This is a genomic window from Ochrobactrum sp. CGA5, from assembly GCF_006345815.1.
In the GTDB taxonomy this organism is placed as follows: Bacteria; Pseudomonadota; Alphaproteobacteria; order Rhizobiales; family Rhizobiaceae; genus Brucella.
Window position 1 is genome coordinate 205,559 of sequence record NZ_VCIG01000042.1, and the last position, 24,044, is coordinate 229,602.

Genomic DNA, 24,044 nt, shown 5'->3' on the forward strand with positions numbered 1-24,044 from the left:
ACTTCGTCAAGATTGCCGAGCAGGGCCTCCCCACCCAAATGCTGACACCGCCAGAAGCATTCCCATTATCAAGCGCATTATCGTGCCTTCTCGTTACGAAAGGTGCAGCTTACCATGCGTCCGACGAAACGGTCCTCACTATCACGTTTAAATATAATCACCGAAACCAGACGCTTGGGCTTGTTGAATTGGCTTACATAGTCGCTGCTTCTACCCCCTCGGCTCCTTCTCTTCATGAGGGAATAGGACGCCATCATACGGCACGATGACATTGAGGCTGCATCCCGCATCAACCGGATTGTTGCATGATGACTACAAACCTTAAAATATGACTCTTTTTATCATGTAATTTCTTGCCAGTATAAATACATGAGTATATCACTCATGCTTATCAAAATCATGGTGGGAATATTCTTTATGCGTTCAGACTGCATGCCTCTTCGCCGCACAATTCTAGCCGGTACATCCCTGATCGCTCTTGCTGCCACGGCAATTGCGCAGGAGCAATCCGCCTCATCTTCGACGGAGAAAGGTGCTGTCGTTCTCGACAAAATCGTGATTGATGGCGGCAGCGGCGGCGTAATTGATGCAGACGGCTATGTGGCGCGCAGTAGCGCAACCGGCGCCAAGATCGACACGCCGTTTGTCCAGACCCCGCAGTCTATTTCCTCTGTTACCCAACAGCAGCTTGAGGATCGCAATCCGCAGACCTTGCTTGATGCCATTGCCTATACGCCCAGTGCCCGCGTTGGTGGTTACGGCTTCGATCCGCGATTCGATTCCTTCACCGTGCGCGGCTTCGACGTCACTTATACTGGTGTGTTCCGCGACAATCTCCGCCAGCCCGGAGCCAGTTCCGCACTGTTCAAGACCGAACCATATGGCCTGGAAGGCGTTTCGATTTTGCGTGGCCCATCGTCAGCCCTCTATGGTGCTTCTGGTGCTGGCGGCCTGTTCAACCTCATCAGCAAGCGTCCAACCGAAACTCCTCTTCATGAAGTGCAGGTCCAGTACGGTACCCACAATCGCTATCAGACCCAGTTCGATCTCTCCGGTCCAGTTAAGGAAGGTGACCCGCTTTACTACCGCCTGACAGGCCTTTGGCGAAACGCCGATACCGAACAGCCATCGGTTCCCGACGACCGCATTTACATTGCACCAGCCTTTACGTGGAAACCGGACGAAGATACGCGTCTGACAATCCTCAGCGAGTTCTCTCGCACCAAAACCGGTGGCACGGCCGCTTATTATTATGATGCCGTTACGAACAAGGTCTCCGACTTTTTTGCAGGTAACACCGCTTTCAACGACTCTGTCCAAACCCAGGGGCGTATCGGCTATGAATTTGAAACGCGCCTCAACGACACATTCGTGTTCCGCCAGAATGCGCGCCTTGCATCGTCAAAGATCGGGGCCGACTGGGCCTTTGCCTATCAGGCCAATCAGGACGATCCGTTGCTTCTCGATAGCAGCGCCGGCACTTTTGAAGAGCGCCTGACCAGTTTCACTATCGATAACCAACTGGAAGCGAATTTCGATACCGGCAACTTTGAGCACAGGTTTTTGGCCGGTATCGAACTGACGAAGCTGCAATGGAAGGGATTGAATGGTTATGGCTACTCGCCCCCGCTGGATACCAGACATCCGTCTATGGGACGCCCTGTAGCGCCAATAGATTTCCAGACGAGAAACGTTCAGGACCAGTTCATGGCTGGCGTCTATATGCAGGATCAAATCCGTTACGACGCATGGACCATTACCCTTGGCGGCCGTCAGGACTGGGTCAGCACCGACACGAAAAACACCGATCTGACAACCAGCACCTCAACCGATTTCGATCAGAGCGACAAAGCCTTCACATGGCGTGCCGGGCTTACCTATGAGACCCCCTGGGGTATTACGCCATATGCAAGCTATTCGACAGCCTTTTCGCCCAATGCCGGTGTTAACCAGGCAACGGGCAACCCGTTCGAGCCAACAGAAAGTGAACAACAGGAAATCGGTATCAAGTACCAGTTGCCCAACAGCAATACCCTGTTGACGGCAGCTCTGTTCAACATCAATCAGGACAACGGCCTCTATTACGAAGTGGTTGAGCTGGATAGCGGCCCAGCCAACATTCAGGTCCAGCGCGGTAAACTGCGCTCGCGCGGCCTGGAATTAGAAGCCAGTACCAGCCTCGACAACGGCCTGTCCCTCATTGCCTCCTATAGCTACATACAGACCCGTATAAAGGACGGGCCGGAAGGCACTTTGGGCAATGAAATCTCGTCCGTGCCGACCCACATGGCATCGGCTTGGGCGCATTACAAGTTGCCCGAGAACAGTTTCCTCTACGGTCTGGGTGTCGGCGCAGGCGTGCGCTTTGTCGGCTCCAGTTATGGCAATGACGAAAACACCATGAAAAACAGCTCGCGCGCTTTCGTCGACGCCGCGATTGATTTCGATTTCGGCGCCATCAAGAAGGACTATGAAGGCGTAAAACTGCAAGTTAACGCCACCAATCTCTTTGACACGCGCAAGCCGGTCTGTTCTGCGGGATTCTGTTATCGCGATCAAGGCCGCACGGTTGTCGGCAGCCTGAAATACTCCTGGTAGACGCCAGTACGCAGAGTAAAGTTCTCAAGCCCCGACAGCGCTATCTGAACTTGGAGCGGTTCCAGCAAAAGTGCGAAGCGGTTTTGCGTAGGATAATGAGACGAAACAAATACTTAGAGCAGTTCCAGCGGCTCCGCTGTGCCTGGAACCGCTCCAGAAAGTAACGAAATGATCCGTCTTTTTATTTGCCTGACAGTAATCTGGCTAGCCGTTGGTAGAAGCGCTAGTGCAGATGTAACCTATCCCATTCATGTCAAGGACGCGCTTGGCCGGGACGTTACCATTGCAGCCCAACCGAAGTCCGTATTGCTTGGCAGCGGCTTCAATCTGATTGCATTGTCACTTATCCATCCCGATCCCGTCAGCCTATTGGCCGGTTGGGCAGACGATCTCAAGGGAGACAACCCGGAAATCTACGCTGGTTTTGAAGGGCGCTTCCCGGAAATTGACAAGCTGCCAATCATCGGTGACGGCATGACAGTTTCGGTCGAGAAGATCGTTTCTGTCAAAGCCGACCTGGCCATCCTTTCAGACTGGCAGATGCGCAATGATGAGGGTGTGCAGGCAATCGCCTATCTCGAGAAAATGGGTATACCGGTTATCGTCGTCGATTTCGGCAACCATGCACTCGAAAACACGTCGAAGAACATGCGTCTGCTGGGTAAGGTACTCAACCGCGAAGAACAAGCCAACGCCTTTGCGGATTTCTATGACGAACGCATTGCCCGAATTCGCGATCGGGTGGCGAAGAACGATGCCGGGCCGACGGTGTTGCTTGAAGCCTTTCCCAATGCCGACCAATGCTGCTACGCCTACGGACAAAGCAGCATGGGCGAGTTCATCACACTGACCGGCAGCCGAAATATCGCTGCGGACGGACCGCCACAGGGGGCCGTGATCAGCAGCGAGTTTATCGTTGCTGCCGACCCGCAGGTTTACATCGCCACCTCGTCGCCGGGAGGCAAGTATAGCGGCTTTTCGATTGGGCCAGGCGTCAGCGAGCAGGAAGCGCGCAGCACTCTGTCAAACGCCTTGAAAAATCCTTTTCGGGTCGGCTTGAAGGCTGTGCACGATAAGCGCGTGCATGGATTGTGGAACTTCTTTAATGCCGTCCCCCTGAATATTCTGGCCGCCGAAGCCTTCGCCGTCTGGCTGAGACCGGAAATGTTCGCAGACATCAATCCTGAAGCAACACTGGCAGAAATTAACAAGCGTTTTGCTGCCGTCCCCTTTGAAGGCTCGTACTGGATCAGCCTTCATCCCTGATCCACGCGGCCTGATATTTGATTGTTCTTCTGCAAGGTAGAGACGAGATCCAACATCCTTTCTCTCGTGACCTACATAGACCCAATCGGCTATGGAAGTGAGTGACACGTGTCAGAGGGCGCAGTAAGCCATCCTTTCACTTGCACGGGACGCCAAGGCAATCATCCTCCAACCAGCATCTGTCGCGGCAAGGACACCGCTTTTGCAGGCGCCACTCAAGAATCCGATGATTGTTCGATAACCTGTCCGTATTGTGATCGGGATTTGCCGCACAGAGTATCTCGATAAAGGAAGCGGAAGAAGAACGCATCACCAGTTCCGCGCAAAAATCTGGCAAATATCCCAACCAGCAGAACGGAGAAAATCAGCCTGCCGAACAGGACCACATAGATATCCGCACCGAGAGCCACCACGATCAGCGTATCTTCGATCAGACTGTGGCAGAGTCCCATGAAGCTCGACGCGAGAAAGACGTCCCGAGGCTGGATGTGTCCGCGCTGCGCTTCACGAATGATGAGGCCACCGCCATAGGATAGCCCCAGCACCAGCCCCACAACAGTAAGCGGAGCGGCATCCTTCGATATGCCGAGCATGCGTAACAAGGGTGAAAGAAGCAGGTTTAGGAAGTGCGTCACATCGAGCGCATCCATCGTTCTCAACACCGCCACCAGACCAAGCAGAACAACAAATATCCAGACCAGTGTAGACGCCGTATCGGCGACGAAGCTGCTCCAGCTAGAATCATAGTGGCCCGGCACCCAGCTCGGCGCCGCCGGTTCCGCCAGCCAGCCGGTATGACTGGAAATCAGCTTGATCCCCCACGCGAAGACAAGCCCGCCGCCAAGCCGGATCAGTGTCGAGACAATCAAACGCGGACCGGCCTTTTGCACGATGCGCTGTTCGATAGGAAGAGCATGGGCAAAAAGGAACAGCGATCCGAGGATCGTCACCTGTGCCGATGTGAGTGTGTCAACCGGCAAGACGGTGAACATCACCACTGCCCCGCTCCATACGCCAACCAAAAGGTTCATCGCCCAAACGAAGCCGGCCTCCGGAGGCAGCCCCACGACCTGCATGACGGGAGCGAAGGCAGGTGAGATGGCTTTGATCAAGCCCATCTCGATTACAAGCTGTGTCAGAACCATCACCGGCAGCATGATCTTGATCAGCGTCCAGTAGACGCTGATCACTTCGCGCAGGATAACCATGCCGAACGCTGTCAGCCGCTTTGTCGATTCCCCGGCCATTGTGCCCCTCTCGCTTTGTCCGGAGACGCGCGACGTCTCAGGCCGGTTCGCGCATGACGGATTGCGCCTTCGCCGCAGTCACCGTGGCGACTTGCGTCTCCGATACAAGCGTTCCACTGGAGAAAACACGCAAATGCGGTGTTCCGCCGGCCACGAAGCTGTCGATGCTTTCGGCTTTGGCCAGCAGAAAATCAGCCCGTGCGCCCCGATGCAAGCCATAATCGTTGACACCCATAAGTTTTGCAGGAATTGCGGTAATCATCGCATAGGCAGTGGCCAGTTCGTCGCCCTTTAGATGTCCTGCAAGCAGGGTCCAGCGTGCGATTTCCAGCATGTCGCCAGAGCCGGTCGGAACGAATGGATCTTCGATATTGTCGGATGCTGTGGCAATAGGCACACCGGCACGCACGATCTCTGCCACCCGCGTCAGCCCGCGCGGTGGCAGCTTGTCACAATCGCGTCCCTGAAGATAAAGATTGGCCGCTGGCAACGTGACAACGCCGAGTTTCAACACAATGATATGTTCCAGGATTGCTTCGAAATCCCTCCGATCCATCGCGCTAAGAACCGAAGCATGGCTGAGCACGGTACGGGCCTCCAGCCCATAGCGGCGGACCCGCTCGAAAACAGCATTGAAAAGTGGGCGTTGCGGGTTGAGATGTTCATCGAGATGCAGGTCGACCGGACGCCCGTGCCGTGCAGCGGCGGCGAACAGAATATCGAGATAACGCTCCGGGTCTTCTGCCACGGCGGGCGTGCCCCCGACGGCATCAGCCAGCGCAACCGCGCGATCAATATTGGCTTCCAGCCAGTCGAGGTCCTGTCCGGGATGCGGGATCATGAAGGCCACGAGCTGCAGCTTCACCCGGTCGACCCAACCAGATCGTAATTTCGCCAGAGCTTCTATGCCATTAAAACCAGCATCCTTGTCCACATTCACATGACTTCGGATAGCCAGAGTACCACGGCTAAGACAACGCTCAATGGTTCGGGACGCCCGCTTGAAAATGTCGTCAGGTGGGGCCTGCCGCGCGTATTTCGCGAAAGCATCACGTGCCCCCTGCAACGTGCCGGATGGGTTGGGTGCGAAACGCAATACTCCAGTCTTATCAAGATGCTGGTGCATGTCCACCAAACCCGGCGAAACAATGCATCCTGCCGCATCGATAAGCCGCATATCACCTTCGGGTTCGATGTCGGGTGCAATATCCAGGATGATGCCCTTCTCCGAAATCAACATGTCGGCCTGCCGGACATCGCGGGCGCTGACAGCAACCAAACCTCCCCGGACAAGGCAGCGGCACGGCACGTTGGATTGCTGGTACAGATTATCCATCTTGAACCTCACTATGTGAATGGAGCTGAAAAAGTAAAACGAAGCCGTCCCGCAGGCATGTATTCCGCAGCCTCCATAGCGGGCGGATACGAACCTTTGGCGGCAAGCCGGGCTCTCTACCCGGCTCCGCAGATTAGGATCAGCCTCCGCTGGTCTGGGACTTAGCTTCGGCCAGATGACTGCCATGAACCAGGTTGCTGTCGCCCAATCCGTTGAGAACGAGATTAAGCGTAACGGAAACCACGCAAGCCACTACAACGCTCGAATGCAGGATCGACTGCGTCCAGTCCGGCAGCTGCTGGAATAGATTCGGCGACATGATCGGAATGAAAGCGATGGCCAGCGTCAACGCGACGATCAGGATATTGTACTGATTATTCGCGTAATCGACCTTGGACAGCGACTGGATGCCAGCCGCAGCAACGATACCGAACATCGCTACCGCTGCACCTCCGAGTGCCGGTGCAGGCACCGCTGCAAGGACCGCGCCGAACTTTGGAAAGAAGGCGATAACGCACAGCATGAGGCCGCAGAGCGCAACAACCCAGCGGCTGCGCACGCCGCTCAGAATGACGAGGCCGACATTCTCCATATGAGCGATGAAGGGAAAGCCCGCGAAGACGCCCGCAACCGCACTGGCAAGACCATTGGCGCGCACACCATCGGCTACCTGCTCCGGCTTTACATCCTTGTCGACGATCTCACCGATCGAAATGAACAGCCCCATGGATTCTACTGTCTGGACGATCATCACGATCACAATCGTCATGAATGGCAAGATGGCGAAAGTCGGCAGCCCGAAATGGAACGGCGTCGGCACGGTTACCCAAGGGGCAGCTTCTACCGGGTTGAGATTGCCCATCCCCAGAAGAAAGGCGACCAGAGCGCCTGCACCCATACCGAAAAGTACAGCCAGATTTTTCAGGAGTGGCGATCCAAACCTGTTGAACGCAAGGATGACAATCAGCACCAGCAGCGCCACGCCAAGAAAAGCAGGGTCGCCAAAATCGGACTGGCCACGTCCGCCGCCTGCCCATTGATAGGCTTCCGGCAGAAGCTGCACGCCAATGGCGGTGACGATGCAGCCCGTGACGACAGGTGGAAAGAAGCGGCGCAGATGCCCGGTAATCGGCGCGATCAGCATAATGAAGATGCCGCCTGCAATCACGGCACCGCAAATGCCCGCGATCCCGACACCCGGCATGGAGCCAATGGCAATAATTGCCGAGACACTGGAAAAGGCTACACCGTTCATGATCGGAAGACGGACGCCGAAACGCCAAAATCCTATTGTTTGCAGCAGTGTCGCGATACCTGAGCAGAAGAAGGTCGCACTGATCAGGATGATGGTTTCCTCAGAACTGAAGCCGAGCGCATTGGCGATAATCAGCGGTACTGCGACCGATCCCACATACGACACTGCAACGTGCTGCAACGCCAGCGTGAGTGTCTTCTTGGCAGGCAATATTTCATCAACTGGATGTATTGCAGATATCATCGTTGTTCCCCTTGTTGAGTCAATTTCCAACGACTTGTGGCCGTTCCTTTCGTGACGTCTTGTCTCGACGTTTTTCACCTATTCCATCAAACCAGCTTCGGAAATCATCCCGCATCGGGCGATGCAGCAGATAAACTCCCGGCTCCGAAGCCGGTCGATACGGGCCTTTTATGCTCGACACGCTTCCATTCGGGCTTGCAGCGAAGCCCGGTCGAGATTGCGCCCGATGAAAATCATCCTGTTCGAGCGTTCGTCCCCTGCCCATGGATGATTGGGGCGGAATTCGATCTCGTTGTGGACGCCGTGCAGGACATAGCAATAGTCATCGTCCTGAACGGAAAAGATGCCTTTCATTCGAAACAGATTCTCGTTGTTCTGTCGCTTGAGTTCCTGCACCCATCGCGAAATTTTCTGCGGGTCCATATTCCCCGGAAGCTCGATACCGACGGACGTGACCGATGCGTCATGGGTATGACTGGCGTCCCCGAGCCATGGGTGATCACGACCATGATCCCCATCATGAACGTGACCATCATGCCTGTGGCGATTATGATTGTGCACGTGCCAGTCGAAATCGATCTCGGCGGCCATCTTGCGATTGCGATCGAAGGCAGCCAGTCCCAGAATTTTGGTCAGGTCGATTTGCGCATAGCTCGACAACACGATATCCGCAGTTTCGTTGATCTGGCGGATGCGCCTGCTTACATCGGCGATATCTGCGTCCTGTGCCAGGTCCACCTTGTTCAGCACGATACGGTCTGCACAGACAATCTGATCGACCGCCTGATTGTCGATGCCATCCAGATGGATATCGTCCAGATGCTGGCGAATATGTTTCACGTCAACCAGCGTGATGACGCCATCGAGATTGGTTTCATTGCGGATCGGATCGTCGAGGAAGAAAGTCTGTGCAACCGGATAGGGATCGGCAAGTCCGCTCGTCTCAATAATGATATGATCAAGACGTTCCGGCCTCTCTAGAAGCTGACGTATAACCCGCAGCAGATCATCACGTGCCTCGGCCACACAACAAACGCAGCCATTGGTCATTTCGAAGATTTCTTCCGTGCTGCCAACAACCAGATCGCCATCAATGCCGATCTCTCCGAATTCGTTCTCGATCACGGCGATCTTCATGCCGTGATTTTCCTTCAAAATGTAGTTCAGCAAGGTCGTTTTGCCGGAACCGAGAAAGCCGGTGAGCACCGTGACGGGAATCTTGTCCTTGACTGTCTTCAACATCATTTTTCTCCCTTGGATTGTCATTGTCAGGGCATTTTGAGCCATCGCCGCACGCCACCCGTCTCCAGATCGAAAAGATCCAGAACCCGGCCAACCGTGTGATCGACCATCTCCGCGATATTTGCGGGTCTGGCATAAAAGGCGGGAACAGGGGGCGTCACAATGGCGCCCATCTGGGTGACCGTCAGCATGTTGGCAATATGCGTCTGCGTCAGCGGCGTTTCCCGGGCCAACAGCACCAGTTTTCGCCGCTCCTTCAGTGTGACGTCGGCCGCCCGACTGATCAGGCTCCCCGAGAGACTATGCGCAATTTCCGCAAGCGTTTTCATTGAGCACGGCGCCACAACCATGCCCATGGTTCTGAAGGATCCGCTGGAAATGCTGGCGGCCATATCGTCGGCTTTGTAGAGATGACTTGCCAACTCGCGAATATCGGCGAGCTTGTAGTCGGTCTCGTGTGTCATCGTCAAAAGCGCCGACCGGCTAACCACGACATGCGTTTCGATCTGAAGCCGCTGTAGAATTTCGAGAAGGCGGAAACCGTACACGAAGCCTGACGCACCGCTGATACCAACCACCATGCGCGGACGATAGTCGTGTGGGCGTGGAGAGACGGCATTCATGATGGCGTTCCTGTTGGTCTTATTCCGGCCAGATCGCCGAGAAGATCGTGCGCACGTGCCAGCGCGTCATCGCCGATCACGGCGCGAATGCCGTGAAAATCAGGGCTTCGCGTCGCATCAAGCGCCAGCCGCGATGTCGTACCGTCAGAGCTTGACGATGGATCGAGCGGACTGCCGGGAAGACCGTCGATCGTGAAAAGATCACGATGCGGTTGGAAATGTGTAGCCAGAGCCCAGAGCACCTGACTGTCCTGCGTAACGTCTATATCGTCATCGACGGCAATGACAGTTTTCAGGTAGGGATCCCAACCAAGAAGACCCATCATGACTTGGCGCGCCTCGCCGGGGCGAGTTTGCTTCAGCGCCACATAGCAGTGGAAATGCGTTCCAGAGGTGGGATAGTGCAGCCGCGTCACTGAGGGGAACCGCGCCTTCAGCTTTTCAAACATTTCGGCTTCCCGCGGCAGGCGGGCAAGGTTGAGATGCTCGTCTGTCGCGCCGCCCACGACGTCGACCAGCCAAGGCGACCGACGACGCATGATAGCCGTTACGTGAAACAGCGTATTGGTCGACCTATCCGAAGAATATCCCGAGAACTCACCGAACGGCCCTTCCTCAACATGTGCATGCGGATCGAGATGTCCCTCCAGTACATATTCTGCCGCCGCCGGGACACCGATAGCGTAGCGCGGCGTCCTGACCAGACGTAACGGCTCACGCATCAGTCCGCCAGCAACAGCACGCTCATCTGCACCGAATGGCAGCCGCGCAGAAGCAGCCAGCATGAAAAGCGGATGCGCACCAATCACCATCGCCACCGGCAGCGGCCGACCGTTTTCGCGTGCCGTTTGGTGCATCCGCCATAGATGACCGCGCGAATGCAGGCTCGTTGCAAGTGCCGACTGTGAGTGCCGCATCGACCTGTGATAGCTGAGATTGGCAATACCAGTTTCAGGATCACTCGCAACGATGATAGCATTTGTGATGTAGGGACCGCGATCACTCTCGAAATGCCGGATCATCGGAAGGTTTTCGAGATCTACGTCCTTGCTTTCATCGACCTGTTCCATCACCGGACCATCGGCGACATATTCAGGCTCGATCGGAGCATTAGCGCGTTTCTGATACTCGCCATGAAGCTCGCAAACAGGTGTTCCGAAAATGCGTGCGATCCGTTCGCGCGATGCAAACACATTCGTGACCAGCGGCACCTCGCTACCCTGAACCTGATCGCAGACCAGCATGGGCGTCTTGCCCTTTTCTGCCAGCCTCGCCACCAGTGCTGTGACATCGCGACCGTCCTGCAGGGGTTCGCGGATATGAACCACGTCATCGGGGTAAAGTTGCCGATAGACGTTCGCGAAACTCTGAAAATCCTGTGATCCCGTCTTGGTGACTGAATGCAACTCGTTCATGACTTCTCCCGATGTCATTTCCTGAAATGTGCGGAGTGCGCAGGAGCACCCCGCACGGTGCCTCAGACGTAGGTGGCCTTGAGACGCTTCTCCGCTTCCGCCAGATCCTTGGGAGGCTTGGTCGGTTCGAGACCGATAAGGCGGGCTATGTTGTTGCCCAGATAATCCTCAAGAATGTCTTCGCTAAGGTTCATGCCCTGTGGCTCTGGCGAACACAGAACCTCCAGTTCGCGTAGCCACATGCCGGGATTGTTCGGTGGCGAATCCGTACCGAACACGATCTTGTTCGGGGGCAACTGCTTTGCAAACTCCACAATGCGCGACTGGAAGCACCAGCCGGATTCGCAATAGACATTCGGCGTATCCATCGCCATCCAGAATGCTTCGAACGAGTAGTTTCCGCCCGTCTGTATCCCGAAATGACCGATGATGAAATTGACCATCGGAAATTCACGAATGATGGGATAGAACTGCGTGGGGATCGAATAGGGACCGTCGCCCGTATGGATGAGCACGACGACGCCCAGCTCCGCACATTTCTTCATGGCAGGCCGCAACCATTCCAATGCGCGGTCCGGGCGATAGCCATGCATGTTGGAATGCAGCTTCAGCATCTTGAAGCCATATTCCTTGACATGGAATTCCAGTTCCGCAGCGCCGTTTTCCGGACCCCACCGAGGATTGTAGTTGAAGTTGCCGATGAAGCGGTCTGGATATTTCTGGCAAAGTTCGGCGACATAGGACATGTAGTCACGAATGCCGTCGCGTCCGCGGCGGTTGCCATCGCGGTAGCCTGTATTGCCGGGTGGCGGCTGAATGAAGCCCATATCGATCCGGCGTGGCTTGCCGTTAATCATATACGGACCGTCCATAAGCTTGAGCATACGTTCGCCGGTAAACGGCTCACCGGTATGGCGCCAGGCCTCATCGACCAGATTGGTAGGATGCAGATGGGTATCGATAATCATGTGGATTCTCCGCTGAACTAAGCAAGGGTCGCCAGGTAGTGCTTGTTTTCGATGCCATGACGTTCAAGTTCTGCGACTGCATCCTGATAGGTGGCAGGCGGAGGTGTCGGCTCCATGCCCAACATACGGGCGAGGTTGTTGCCGAGATAATCTTCAAGCGTATCCTCGTCGAGATTCATCCCTTGCGGCGGTTCGTGGCACAGCACTTCGAGCAGGTTCAGCCACATACCCGGTTCGTTAGGCGGCGTGTCTGAACCGTAAAGGATCTTGTGCGTCGGCAAATCCTTGGCAAATTCAACGATGCGCGACTGCAGACACCAACTGCTTTCGCAGAACACGTTCGGATACTCCATTGCCCATTGGAAAGGCTCAAAACAGTAGACCCCTCCGGTCTGCACACCGAAATGCGCCATGATGAAATTGATATCCGGATATTCCTTGATGAGCGGAATCCACTCCGTCGGAATACTGTAGGGTCCATCACCGGTATGCAGCTTGACGAGCACACCCAGTTCCCGGCATTTGTCGAGCGCAGGGCGCAGCCAGTCCTTGGCACGGTCAGGCCGATATGCATGCATGTTGGCTTGCAGTTGGACCATGCGGAAGCCATGTTCCTTCACATAGCGCTCAATGGCCTCGACCCCGTTCTGTACGCCGCAACGCGGATTATAAACGAAACAGCCAATGAAGCGGTCTGGGTATTTTTGAACCATTTCAAGCGTATAGGCCATATAGGCATCGATGGACTGGCGCCCGTCCAGCTCTCCATCCGTCCATGTATAGATAGTATTGCCCTGCGGCGGCTGGATGAACGCCTTGTCGATGCGACGTGGTTTGCCGTTGATCGTATAGGGGCCGTCCATCATTTGAATCAGGCGCTCACCGCTGAACGGATCGCCATCATGCTGCCAGGCCAGATCGACCAGATTGGTCGGATAGCAACTGGTATCGATGATCATTGATTGGTCTCCTTTTCCCGGTCGTTAAGGACCGATCCTCGAGAAAACCAACTGCGTCCCCCTTTGGTGCAGCAACCGTTCGCCAGACGACGGCAGGCTTATTTTCCGACAGCAGTGATTTTCGTCACTGCCCACTATCGCCGCATTGATGGTAAGACGTACAATATCGCTTTCAGTGCATTGTGAGACGATTTCGATATGGTCTGGTTCAGCCCAGAAACCTATCGCTCCGATCAGGAGCACCGCGCACAATAGAAAAGCCGACCCAAAGGCCGACTGTAACTCTTCTGAGACGTGGATTGCTGCAAGCGATCACTTTGAAGACTGTCTGGTCCAGTCAAACAGCATGGTCACGCTGAGAACAGCGAAAATGAGAATGATATCGAACACTTAAACCTCGAAAATGGGAAGCCGCACAGTCTTGAGTGAATGGGCAAGGAATTACCGGTCAGCATCCCTTGAAAATCTCCAGATCTTCATCCCCACACCTGACACGGACCCCATAAATGCAACAGGGTAATGAAATCAAGATGCGTTGCGATTATTCATATTCGCGGGTAGTCGTGAGTGAGGCCGCCAGCAAGCCGTATTCGACAACAGAGTTTCGTATTCTCAAGGACTATCGCCCCTCGTCCTTTGGGTCGTACAATATTGTTTGCTTCGCTCGGTGAAAGATTTTCGATATGGCCTACAATCACCTGAAACCTTTTGATCTGCGAACACTGCGTTATTTCCTGGTCGTCGCGGAAGAACTCCATTTCGGTCGCGCCGCAGTCCGTTTGAACATGTCGCAGCCTCCTCTCAGTCAGCAGATCAGACAACTGGAGGATCGTCTCGACGTCGTGCTGTTCAAACGCAGCCATCACAATGTCGAACTGACTGTAGCGGGACTGGCTTTGAAGGAGCAGGTTCCGCTGATCTTCCAGCAGTTGGAAAAGGCTGTTGTCACGACCCGTATGACGGCCGCAGGCGCCATCGGTCGACTGGACATTGGCGTAATCAGTTCTTCGCTGGTCGGCATCATCCCCAAAGCACTCGACATCTTCACGAGCCGTTATCCAGATGTCGACTGGCAACTCCACGAATTAACACCAGCGCTCCAGATACAGGGACTGCTTGAGCGGCGCATTGATGTTTGTCTTTTTCGCATGCCGCCGCATCAGGACGGCCTGCACCGAGAGATCATCATGCAGGAAGCTCTCATGGTAGCCATGCCACAGTCACATCCTCTCGCCAGCCAGAACAGCGTCTCCTTGATGCAACTGAAAGATCAGCCGTTCGTAATGTTTGGCCTTCAGCAGTCGAGATTTGCAGATTTTCTCTATCAGTGTTGTGTCAAAGCCGGATTCACGCCGAGAATTCGCCAGCAGGTTGTCGAGGTGCAATCGCTTCTGAGCCTTGTGGGCGCCAACATCGGCGTCGCCCTGTTGCCCGCCAGCATGCGGCAGCTGGCCCAGCCGGAAGTCGTTTTCAAACCAATTCATCCCTCACCGCCTGAAATCCCTTTATATGCCACCTATCGCGCCGGTGACACGTCGCCAACGCTGATGCGATTTCTGACGATAATCAGTGAACTGATAACCGAACACCGGATAGAGACGGCCTCCGATGAATCAGATCGCCAGATTCAGTCGGTTTTTGAGGCGCACGAGAACAATACAGATCGAAGAGGCAAGATGTCATGAAAATGGGTCGGGACTGAACAATACCCAGTCCCGACTGTCTTTCTTATTTTGCTTCGATAGCCTGAAGACCGGCAAGGGCGCACTCCGCATCGGTAGCACCGGATGGCGCACCGCCGACGCCGATCCCGCCCACCAGCGCGTCGCCGATCTTGATCGGTAGTCCGCCCGCCTGGATCACAAAGCGAGAATCCATGTCCCGCATGCCATTATTGGCTGGTTTCGACGCGATAAAATCTGCAATTTCACCGGAATTGCGACCCAGAGCTGCCGACGTGAACGCTTTTCCTTCTGCGCTATTGCCGGTGTGTGGGCCAGAAAGATCGGCCTTGAGCAGAACCTTGGTCGATCCATCTCGAGCCACGACGGCGACGCTTACATTATTGCCCTTGGCAATGCAGGCATCCAGCGCTACCTGTGCAGCCTTGGTTGCGAGATCAAGCGGCAGATAAGGCGTGGTGGGAAGCGTTTGAGCGAAAGCGGTAGCCGGAGCCATCGACAGAGCGATTATTGCAAGTTTACGGATCATGATCGTTCCTCGTTTGTGATGAGGCACATTTAGTCGCCGCCAGCATTCAACGAAATCCGTAGCATTTACGACCTTATCGGTAGTTCTACGGATTTGACTGGACCTCCAGCCACAAACGGGTCATTTCTGCTTGCGAGGTTGTGCCCAGTTTTGCCCCGATGGCCGCCCGATGGCTGTCTATCGTGCGGGGCGATAATTGAAGACCGTCGGCAATTTGCCGGCTAGTGAAACCTTGCGCGATACGGTCGAGCACTTCGCGTTCGCGCGCTGTCAGCGTATCTAGCAATGCCAGCGTTTCGGCCTTCAGCGCCTTACTGCCAAGCCGATGTTCAAGCAATTGCTGTGCTTTCTGGATTGCGTCGATCAGATCTTGCTCGTCGACTGGCTTGGAAAGATAGTCTACCGCGCCATTTCGGAAGGCGCGACGGCAAGCTTCGATATCTCCGTGGCCAGAGATGATAATCACGGGCCAGTCAATCTCCCGTTCAGACAATACCTCCTGAAGTTTCAGACCCGTCACGACCGGCATACGAATGTCGAAAATCATGCACCCCGGCTTGAGTCGTGGCAGCTGAGATAGAAATACAGAAGGGTCGGCAAAACTCCTGACTTCAATGTCTATGGTCGACAAAAGAAGACCGAGCGACTTGCGCACTGCTTCATCGTCATCGATGAGATAGACTGGCTGACCCATTTCTCTTAACTTCCCGCGTCTTCGGCAATTGGGAGGACAACGCGAAACAGTGCGCCGCGCTCCAGTGGAGTATAGGAAATCTCGCCGCCAAAACGTTCCACCAGCCGCTGGCTGAGTGCCAGACCGAGGCCGGTTCCTTCCGTCCGGCTGGTGGTAAAAGGGGTGAAGAGGCGCGGCAAGAGATCAGGCGCAACGCCGGGGCCATTGTCCGCAATTTCAAGAATCGCGACCGACCCGTCGGCTTTCAGCGATGCATTAACCCACCGGTTTTGATCATCGTCATGAAACGATTCAATCGCGTTGCGCAGAAGATTGAACATCACCTGCTCCATTTCCACCGGATCAACAGCGGCCATCAAAGGTGTTTCGGGCATCACAAGCTCAACTTTGACATTCTGCCGAGCGGCTTCCGACGTCAGCAAGGCCTCGACGTTCTGAAGCGACAGGCGCAAATCGGCAGGTGCCGTCTGTCGCTGCTGCGGACGAGACCAATTGCGCAACCGATCCAGAATTGCCGATGCGCGACGCGCCTGATCCACCATATCCTCCAGCGCTTGGGCGACGGCCTCCGTATTGGCGCGGATCAACAAGCGGCGCCCTGCCTGCGCCCCGGCGAGAATTGCCGTCAGAGGCTGTGTAAGTTCATGCGCCATCCCGCTTGCCATTTCACCCATCACGTTGACACGGGAAGCGTGAGCCAGCCGGGCATCTAAGCCGCTCAGTTCTGCCTGACGTTCCGCATGGCGTGTACGTTGTGTCTGGCGCACGATGACTAACCCGCCAAAGAACAGCAGATTCACGAGGACAAGAAGCGGGATCAATTGGTCAAGAGGCAACAGATCAGTCCATTTCATGGCAAGCGCGGTCTGGAAAAGAAGCGGCTGTGTGGCACTGCCCAGTTTTTTGGAGAAACGCGCTTCGCCAAAGGAGACAGGGCTGCTGAACAGAACGGTTCCGTCGGGCATGACAATGCGTCGGGCAACGCCTTCACGGTTCCAGAACGCGTCGTCAGAGGTGATCAGGCTGCCAGCATCGATCGCCAGTGCCAGGCCGTCGCGCGGATTATCCGTATTCGGGCTGCGTTTTACGATCAAATAGTGTCCGGGCCGTGCCGTCGGTGCCAACAATTCGGGAACGCCACGGGATAAGCGAACCGCAGCCCGTATGGCATCGGCCAGTTCCGGTTCCATCCTTCTGGTGCCGGTCACCGGGACAGTTGGCTCCATCGGCACCAATTGAATCTCATCTATGCGCGGATAGAAGCGAATGACCGTTGCCGCCACTTCAACGAAAACATCGTCCTGCGAGAGATCGGCTGTTCGCACTTTGGATTGAGCAATCGTCGAAAGCGCCGTCAAATGGGCATCGTGTTGATCGGCACGTTGTGAAGCCTCACGGTGCAACGTAAAGCTTGCAGTTTGAAGGTCGGACAACAAAGCGGAACGCTCATAGACAATAAGGCCACCGATCGCCAGAAGATTGAACAGCAACCACATGAAGAGCGGAAGCGCGTCAGATCGGGTGCTTCTGGTGTGGAGGTTCATAAATTGCATCCCGGTATCGGCTGCTGTTCAGAAAGAATATTGCACCAACTGACAATTATAATTCGGTCAAGCCTTGTGAGTTATGGGAGTTTCATGAGGCTGGCAAATGTGGTGTCGCCCGAAAGGCCGCTGCCAGTTTTCTGACCGCGACCTCGATTTCTGTCGGCGTATAGGCCGCAAATCCCATCAGGAAGCCAGCCCTTCCATTACCGGCAGCATAAAGCCCGGACAAGCCAAGGAGTTCAATGCCGACACGTTGGGCAGCGGCGACAGCATTGCGCTCCGACAAATCACCGGTGAGCAAGCAAGACATTTGCAACCCTCCGGCAGATACATGCGGCTCAACAAAATCCGCCAGATGTCTTTCGATCAACCCCGCAAGCACATCGCGCCGTTCCGCATAGATGCTGCGCATGGCACGGACATATGCCCCGAAATGTCCACCCTCCATAAACCGGGCAAGCGTCAACTGCGCAATTGGTGCGGAATGCCCGTCGAGCAGAGTGCGCGCAACGGTCATCGGCCTGACCAGTTGCGGCGGCAAGACCATGTAGCCGATCCGCAGACCCGGAAAGAGCGATTTGGTGAAAGTGCCAATATAGATTGTCCGGTCATGCCGGTCGAGGCCTTGAACACAGGCTGTAGGCTTTCCAGCGTAATGAAACTCGCTGTCATAATCGTCTTCGATAATCCATGCCTGCTGGCGGGCAGCCCATTCGATCAGCGCCAGGCGGCGATCCAGCGACAGGGTCGCACCAGTTGGAAACTGGTGCGAAGGCGTGAGAAACACGGCCTTGGCCTTGTTTGTTTCGCTTGCCATCCGCTCGATCACAATGCCCTGGTCGTCCACGCTGACCGGGACTGATTCAAGACCTGCAGCATCGAACGCCTTGCGTGCACCGTAATAGGCCGGGTCCTCAATGAAGATGCGGTCGCCGGGATCGAACAGCATGTTTGCACACAGAGCCAACGCCTGTTGTGAGCTGGTCAGGATCAGAACCCTGTCAGGAGTCGCACGACCGCCGCGCTCCAGGTTCACATATTCGGCGACAGCACGTCGCAAAGGCTCGGTTCCCTGCGGATGCCCGTGCAGCAACGCCCGCGTACCGGCTTCCTTCAACACCTGCCGTCCCAGACGTTCCCAAAGCGGAAGCGGGAAGTTCCGGGTCTCGGGAACGCCATGAGCGAAAGGCCGCGGCGTCAGCAGCTCACGCACGCCACCGCTGCGAAACATGACCGCTCCGCGCTTGCTCAGATTGGGTGCCTGATTGCGCAGAAGAGCGTCGCGCTGGGACACACTGCGTCCGGGCGTGAACTCCGTTATCTGCGCCACAAAACTGCCGCTGCCTACCCGGCGGTCGATGAAGCCCTCCGCGTGCAGTTGCGTATAAGCGGCTTCGATCGTGTCTCGGGACACACCCAACGATCTGGCGAGACCGCGCGAAGCCGGAAGCGCTTTTCCCGGCCCAAGCGCCCCATCGACAATCAATTGCCGGATTGATCGCTGGATGCGGGCGTGGAGCGGCATAGCCGCATGGGCGGGGTGGGCGATCCACGCCTTCACCGTTTCAAGTTGGGAGTGCTTGAACAAATGGACTGGTCCTAATTGCCAAAATGGATGGAACTATCAGGCCATTAAACGACTAGTTGTCAAGCTATCTTGTCGGCCACGCGCCTCGATTCCCAGGAGGTTTCCCAGGATGGTTTCATCCCGCGCTTCAACATCAAAAATCCGCTTGAGCGATCTTACTCATCCAATCGTGGCGGGCCTGATCTCCGTCATCGTGAATTATGGCGGTACTTTCATTCTTGTTTTTCAGGCAGCAAAAGTTGCAGAACTGAGCCCGGAGCAGACCGCCTCCTGGGTTTGGTCTGTCTCCATCGGCGTCGGCCTGACGGGTCTCTACCTCAGTTGGCGTTATCGCGAGCCGATCATCACCGCCTGGTCGACGCCCGCCGCTGCCTTTCTTGTCACAGCGCTCGCCACCACACCCTATGCCGAGGCGATCGGTGCCTATATGATTTCGGCCCTGGCTTTCATTATTCTCGGTGTGTCAGGTTATTTTGAGAAAGTCATTCGGCTGATACCGTCAGGCATAGCTTCAGGCCTGTTGGCCGGAATTCTGCTGCAATTCGGAATCGGAGCCTTCGGTGGCGCCACAGCCGATCCCACGCTGATCGGACTGCTGATTGTTGCCTACGTCGTTTTGAAACGGTTTTCCGCCCGCTACGCCGTGGTTGGCATACTCGTGCTTGGGCTGGCTTTTCTACTTTTACAAAACCGGGTCGACCTGTCTGGACTGCGGCTGGAGTTTGCAGTTCCGGTTTTCACCATGCCCGAATTCTCTCTCAATGCCCTGCTGTCTGTCGCGCTACCATTGTTCCTCATCACACTGACAGGACAGTACATGCCCGGAATGCTGGTTCTGCGCAATGACGGTTTCAAAACCAGCGCTAATCCAATCGTCACCGCAACAGGTCTCGGTTCGCTCATCATGGCTCCCTTCGGGTCGCATGCCTTCAACATCGCGGCAATCACGGCGGCAATCGCGACCGGACCCGAAGCACACGAGGATTCATCAAAGCGCTGGATCGCCGGTATTGCGGCCGGTGTCTTCTACGTGCTGGTCGGCGTGTTCGGCGTGACGCTCGCCGCTGTTTTCATGGCATTTCCGGCAAGCTTCATCACAACGCTCGCAGGTCTGGCTCTGTTGGGCACGATTGGAAACAGCCTGGCTGGTGCCATGTCTGACCCTACAAACCGCGAGGCAGCGTTGATCACGTTTCTGGCCTCGGCTGCGAACATCAATCTCTTCGGCATCGGCGGAGCCTTCTGGGGACTGATAATCGGGCTTGTTGCCTATGTCGTTCTCAATGGTCGCCTGCCGCGCCGTGAACGGACTGACCTGGCCGTCAGCGAGGGAACTGTGAAATGATTGCGAAAATCCACGGCATGACCACCTCCATCATTTCAATCCAGAGCCAGGTCGTGCACGGGCATGTTGGCAACAGCGCTGCGGTTCTGCCCATGCAGGCCCATGGGCTGAATGTCGCTGCGGTCCCCACGACCTTGTTGTCCAACAATCCGCATTTCGAAACCATGCGCGGGCGGGTTCTCGAATCCGAACTGGTCGGCGATCTCCTGCGCGGCGTTGAAGAACGCGGTCTGATTGAAACAAGCCGCTATATAGTCTCGGGCTATCTCGGTTCTCAGGCAAACGGAGATGTGGTCGCCGCGTTCGTCGAACGCGCGCGTCGGATCAATCCAGACATAAAGTATATTTGCGATCCGGTAATGGGCGATGCGAATCTTGGCATCTTCGTTGCCGATCCAGTAGTGGAATGTATCATCGAGAGACTTGTTCCGCTGGCCGATCTGCTGACCCCCAACCAGTTCGAGCTAGGGCTTGTCGCAAGCACCGAACCAACATCCTGGTCTGCGCTTGAAGCCGCTGCCGGTCAGGTGCAGGCGCATCGCGGCGCAAGACTGGTCGTGACAGGTTGCAATCTCGCTGACACGCCAGCTGGCTTGCTGGAAAATGTCGTCTTCGATCAGGAAACCTGTACGCGGCTGACCTCGCCGCGCCTGCCAATCGTACCAGTCGGGACCGGCGATCTTTTCACCGGTCTCCTGACCGCCAAACTTACGCGAGGCCACACACTGGTCGACGCAGCGCGCGGTGCCGCTGTCACCATTTCCGAGGTCCTAAGGCGTACAATGGGGGCCGGAGAACATGACATGCAGCTCGCCAGCGTTATCGATGTCCTCGGCTCCTAGAGGTCCGGTTGAAAACGGGCACTAAAGCCGGTTTGCTCCTATGGGACCTGCTACAGGCGAAAGCCTCGTGATTGGGACCAAGTCGTTTAGAGACTGCTCACCAGACGGTGCGAGACGTTTTTTACGACCGTATAATGATGCAGTCCTTCGGCGCCGCCTTCTCGGCCAAGTCCGCTTTCCTTGACGCCCCCAAACGGTGTTTCGGCAACGGAAGCCTCAAGCGTGTTGATCGAGACGTTTCCCGCTTCTAGCCCCGACATCAGACGATCCACATTCTCCGCTGAGTTTGCGAAGCCATACGCCGCCAGACCGAACGGAAGCGAATTCGCCTTCTCAATAGCCGCATCAAGAGACGCAACCGGATTGATCAGTGCCAGCGGACCGAACGGCTCCTCCGACATCGCACGGGCATCGTCCGGCAATTCAGCCAGAGCCGTGGGCGGGAAGAAATAGCCATTGTTCTTCAGGCGATGACCACCGAAAAGCAGTTTTGCGCCCTTCGCCTCGGCGTCGCTAACCAGCTCTTCCAGCGCCATGACGCGACGATCATTGGCAACAGGGCCCATCTGCACCCCCTCATCCAAGCCGTTGCCGACACGGATCGATTGCGCTGTTTCGATAAACGCCGCGGTGAACCGTTCATAGTGGCTTTCATGAACGAAGAAGCGCGTCGGCGATGTGCAAACCTGACCCGAGTTGCGGTATTTGCGGCGCGCCGAGGCGATGCCCGCGACGACCGGATCAGCATCCTCGCAAACGATCACGGGCGCATGGCCGCCGAGTTCCATCAGAGCCGGTTTCATGTGGCGTGCAGCTATTTCGGTCAGATGTTTGCCAACAACAGTCGATCCGGTGAACGCAATGGCCCGGATTTCGGGGCGTGGGATGAGGAATTGCGAGATATCGGCTGGAACGCCGAAAACCAGATTCAACACGCCTGCTGGCAATCCTGCGTCCTGGAAGGCGCGCGCGATGTGCGTCACCGCCGTTGGCGTTTCCTCGGAAGCTTTCAGGATGATGGAGCAACCGGCAGCCAGAGCGCCCGCAATCTTGCGGGCCGGCTGGCTCATCGGGAAATTCCACGGTGCAAATGCCGCGACCGGACCGATCGGCTCGTGCACGACGATATAGCGAATGCCGGGTGCGCTCGGAATAACACGGCCATAGAAACGAATGCACTCGCCAGCATCCCATTCAAAGAATTCACATCCGCGAATAACCTCAAGTCGGGCTTCGGTGATCGGTTTCCCGTTTTCCAGCGTGATCGCACGCGCGATCTCCTCCTGCCGCTCACGCATAAGCGCCGCCGCCTTCATAATGATTGCAGCACGGGCCGCAGGCGCAGTTTTGCGCCAGACCTGATAGCCATTCCACGCCGCCTGAAGTGCAGCTTCCAGATCCTCCCGTTCTGCGACCGCAACCTGTCCGATTTCGGTCTCGTCCGCCGGATTGATGATGGGAAGCGTATTGACGGTCTTGCGCCACTCACCGCCTATGAAAAGCTGCACGTCGGATTTTTGCATCAGAAAGCCTCTGCAATCTAGAAATTCGGGCCACGCCCAGATCATCGTTACGGTCACAATGGAATGTTTTAATTCATGCGACAATTCATCTTGAAACTATATATCCATGAGGATAATCGCATGAATTAAGACAAACGCCGACAAAGCTTTCCCGCGCAAGACTGCAAGCAGCGCATTACGACGCGGTCACAGGTTTCTCTTTGGAAATGCGCGCTAACGGATGCTGCGAATGCCAGCGAGCAAAGCCTGTGACATCTCGGTTTCGGGCGCACACCAGTCCATCAGAATATCGTAATGGTTTCGGCTGGCGACCTCGATGGTTTCCGCCACTCCGCCTGCCGCAGTCCAGCCCTCGGCATAAGCGCGCGACTGACGCTTGAAGCCATCCGCCTCATGCTCTGCCCATGCCACCGTAATCGGACAGCCGCACTCGGGAATGTGCCTTAGCGGGCTGAGCAGATCGACGTCAGCCGGGCTGAGATTCAACCACTCCTGCGGAAAAGTTGCCGCCAGGGGCGCAAGCTCGAAAAGTCCGCTGACCGGCATGCCAAACTTCACAACGTCTGACGGCAAGCCGAAATCACCATGCCAACCTTCAGCAAGAAGCGCTCCGGCAAGGTGGCCGCCCGCTGAACTCCCTCCGACCGCTATCCGGTCCGGGTCGAGACCATACGCCCGTCCGTGATGCCAGACGAAAGCAAGGGCTGCACGCACCTCCCGTGTAATCTCCGCTAGCGATGCTTCCGGCGCCAAACGATAATCAACAGTGACAGTCGCAATACCTTCGGCTGCGAGCATTCCCGCCATCATGGAGGAATCCTCCTTCGACAGAGCACGCCAGTAACCACCGTGAACGAACACAAATACCGGGTTCAATCCGCCCAGGGACGGCGGGCCGAAGATATCGACCCGCTGTCCGCTTTCTTCGTCATAGATCACATCGAAATGTCGGCCCCAATCGGTGCGGGGCGCAACACTTGCCTCGCGATAGCGCACCATTTCGGCGGCAAACTCTTCCGGTGTAACAGTGGCCTTGGCATTATAGTCACGATCAAGCTGGGCAGGGTCGAAGCCTGCTTCTTCAGCCAGACACGACATGCCATCTTTGTTCTTCCACATATCTACGTTCCAAGCCGTTTCAC

The 24,044-nt window shown here is 55.9% G+C and carries 19 protein-coding genes; 5 read left to right on the forward strand and 14 right to left on the reverse strand.

Going from position 1 to position 24,044, the window contains the following annotated elements; all coding sequences use genetic code 11:
- Window positions 1-417 precede the first annotated feature (417 nt).
- Both FJQ48_RS19280 and FJQ48_RS19285 read left to right on the forward strand, forming a co-directional pair.
- Window positions 418-2,598 (forward strand): TonB-dependent siderophore receptor, encoded by a 2,181-nt coding sequence (locus FJQ48_RS19280; RefSeq protein ID WP_139976538.1) that lies wholly within the window; start codon window positions 418-420, stop codon window positions 2,596-2,598.
- Window positions 2,599-2,766: 168 nt separating this feature from the next.
- Window positions 2,767-3,864 carry an ABC transporter substrate-binding protein gene (locus FJQ48_RS19285; RefSeq protein WP_139976539.1) on the forward strand — a complete coding sequence of 366 codons (1,098 nt, stop codon included), beginning with the start codon at window positions 2,767-2,769 and terminating at the stop codon, window positions 3,862-3,864.
- 215 nt (window positions 3,865-4,079) lie between these two features.
- On the opposite strand, the gene FJQ48_RS19290 is transcribed toward FJQ48_RS19285, so the two are convergent.
- From FJQ48_RS19290 to FJQ48_RS19325, 8 genes are all read right to left on the reverse strand, one after another.
- Window positions 4,080-5,111, reverse strand: a complete 1,032-nt coding sequence (locus FJQ48_RS19290; protein ID WP_139976540.1) for a nucleoside recognition protein — start codon at window positions 5,109-5,111, stop codon at window positions 4,080-4,082.
- Window positions 5,112-5,148: 37 nt separating this feature from the next.
- The gene (locus tag FJQ48_RS19295) at window positions 5,149-6,288 is read right to left on the reverse strand and encodes an amidohydrolase family protein (RefSeq protein ID WP_247870428.1); all 1,140 of its coding nucleotides are present in this window, start codon (window positions 6,286-6,288) and stop codon (window positions 5,149-5,151) included.
- Window positions 6,289-6,586: 298 nt separating this feature from the next.
- The gene (locus FJQ48_RS19300; protein WP_139976542.1) at window positions 6,587-7,945 is read right to left on the reverse strand and encodes a nucleobase:cation symporter-2 family protein; all 1,359 of its coding nucleotides are present in this window, start codon (window positions 7,943-7,945) and stop codon (window positions 6,587-6,589) included.
- 168 nt (window positions 7,946-8,113) lie between these two features.
- Window positions 8,114-9,187: a GTP-binding protein gene (locus tag FJQ48_RS19305; protein WP_139976767.1), complete on the reverse strand. Its 1,074-nt coding sequence runs from the start codon at window positions 9,185-9,187 to the stop codon at window positions 8,114-8,116.
- A 26-nt stretch (window positions 9,188-9,213) separates the two neighbouring features.
- On the reverse strand, window positions 9,214-9,810 hold the full coding sequence (locus FJQ48_RS19310; RefSeq protein WP_139976543.1) for a UbiX family flavin prenyltransferase: 597 nt from the start codon (window positions 9,808-9,810) through the stop codon (window positions 9,214-9,216).
- Window positions 9,807-11,225 carry a UbiD family decarboxylase gene (locus FJQ48_RS19315; protein ID WP_139976544.1) on the reverse strand — a complete coding sequence of 473 codons (1,419 nt, stop codon included), beginning with the start codon at window positions 11,223-11,225 and terminating at the stop codon, window positions 9,807-9,809. Before FJQ48_RS19315 ends, FJQ48_RS19310 begins: the two co-directional genes overlap by 4 nt.
- Before the next feature lie 62 nt (window positions 11,226-11,287).
- Complete coding sequence (locus FJQ48_RS19320) at window positions 11,288-12,193, reverse strand: amidohydrolase family protein (protein WP_139976545.1); 906 nt, start codon at window positions 12,191-12,193, stop codon at window positions 11,288-11,290.
- Window positions 12,194-12,210: 17 nt separating this feature from the next.
- Window positions 12,211-13,152, reverse strand: a complete 942-nt coding sequence (locus tag FJQ48_RS19325) for an amidohydrolase family protein (RefSeq protein ID WP_061347578.1) — start codon at window positions 13,150-13,152, stop codon at window positions 12,211-12,213.
- A 683-nt stretch (window positions 13,153-13,835) separates the two neighbouring features.
- On the opposite strand from FJQ48_RS19325, the gene FJQ48_RS19330 reads away from it, so the two are divergent.
- Window positions 13,836-14,837 carry a LysR substrate-binding domain-containing protein gene (locus FJQ48_RS19330; RefSeq protein WP_139976546.1) on the forward strand — a complete coding sequence of 334 codons (1,002 nt, stop codon included), beginning with the start codon at window positions 13,836-13,838 and terminating at the stop codon, window positions 14,835-14,837.
- A 43-nt stretch (window positions 14,838-14,880) separates the two neighbouring features.
- Here the strand turns inward: FJQ48_RS19330 and FJQ48_RS19335 are convergent, their stop codons facing one another.
- The 4 genes from FJQ48_RS19335 to FJQ48_RS19350 all read right to left on the reverse strand — a co-directional run bounded on the left by FJQ48_RS19335 (window position 14,881) and on the right by FJQ48_RS19350 (window position 19,192).
- On the reverse strand, window positions 14,881-15,363 hold the full coding sequence (locus FJQ48_RS19335) for a heme-binding protein (protein WP_139976547.1): 483 nt from the start codon (window positions 15,361-15,363) through the stop codon (window positions 14,881-14,883).
- An 85-nt stretch (window positions 15,364-15,448) separates the two neighbouring features.
- Complete coding sequence (locus FJQ48_RS19340) at window positions 15,449-16,057, reverse strand: response regulator (protein ID WP_139976548.1); 609 nt, start codon at window positions 16,055-16,057, stop codon at window positions 15,449-15,451.
- Window positions 16,058-16,062: 5 nt separating this feature from the next.
- Window positions 16,063-17,601: an ATP-binding protein gene (locus FJQ48_RS19345; protein WP_139976549.1), complete on the reverse strand. Its 1,539-nt coding sequence runs from the start codon at window positions 17,599-17,601 to the stop codon at window positions 16,063-16,065.
- A gap of 91 nt (window positions 17,602-17,692) precedes the next feature.
- Entirely contained in the window at window positions 17,693-19,192 is a 1,500-nt protein-coding gene (locus FJQ48_RS19350) for a PLP-dependent aminotransferase family protein (protein ID WP_139976550.1), read from the reverse strand.
- A gap of 109 nt (window positions 19,193-19,301) precedes the next feature.
- Between FJQ48_RS19350 and FJQ48_RS19355 the strand changes: the two genes are divergently transcribed.
- Window positions 19,302-20,537: a benzoate/H(+) symporter BenE family transporter gene (locus FJQ48_RS19355; RefSeq protein ID WP_139976551.1), complete on the forward strand. Its 1,236-nt coding sequence runs from the start codon at window positions 19,302-19,304 to the stop codon at window positions 20,535-20,537.
- Window positions 20,534-21,379 (forward strand): pyridoxal kinase, encoded by an 846-nt coding sequence (gene pdxY, locus FJQ48_RS19360; RefSeq protein WP_139976552.1) that lies wholly within the window; start codon window positions 20,534-20,536, stop codon window positions 21,377-21,379. Before FJQ48_RS19355 ends, pdxY begins: the two co-directional genes overlap by 4 nt.
- 86 nt (window positions 21,380-21,465) lie before the next feature.
- On the opposite strand, the gene FJQ48_RS19365 is transcribed toward pdxY, so the two are convergent.
- Together FJQ48_RS19365 and FJQ48_RS19370 are read right to left on the reverse strand one after the other, a co-directional pair.
- Window positions 21,466-22,902 (reverse strand): NAD-dependent succinate-semialdehyde dehydrogenase, encoded by a 1,437-nt coding sequence (locus tag FJQ48_RS19365; RefSeq protein WP_139976553.1) that lies wholly within the window; start codon window positions 22,900-22,902, stop codon window positions 21,466-21,468.
- Window positions 22,903-23,115: 213 nt separating this feature from the next.
- Entirely contained in the window at window positions 23,116-24,021 is a 906-nt protein-coding gene (locus FJQ48_RS19370) for an alpha/beta hydrolase (RefSeq protein ID WP_247870418.1), read from the reverse strand.
- Window positions 24,022-24,044: the final 23 nt, after the last annotated feature.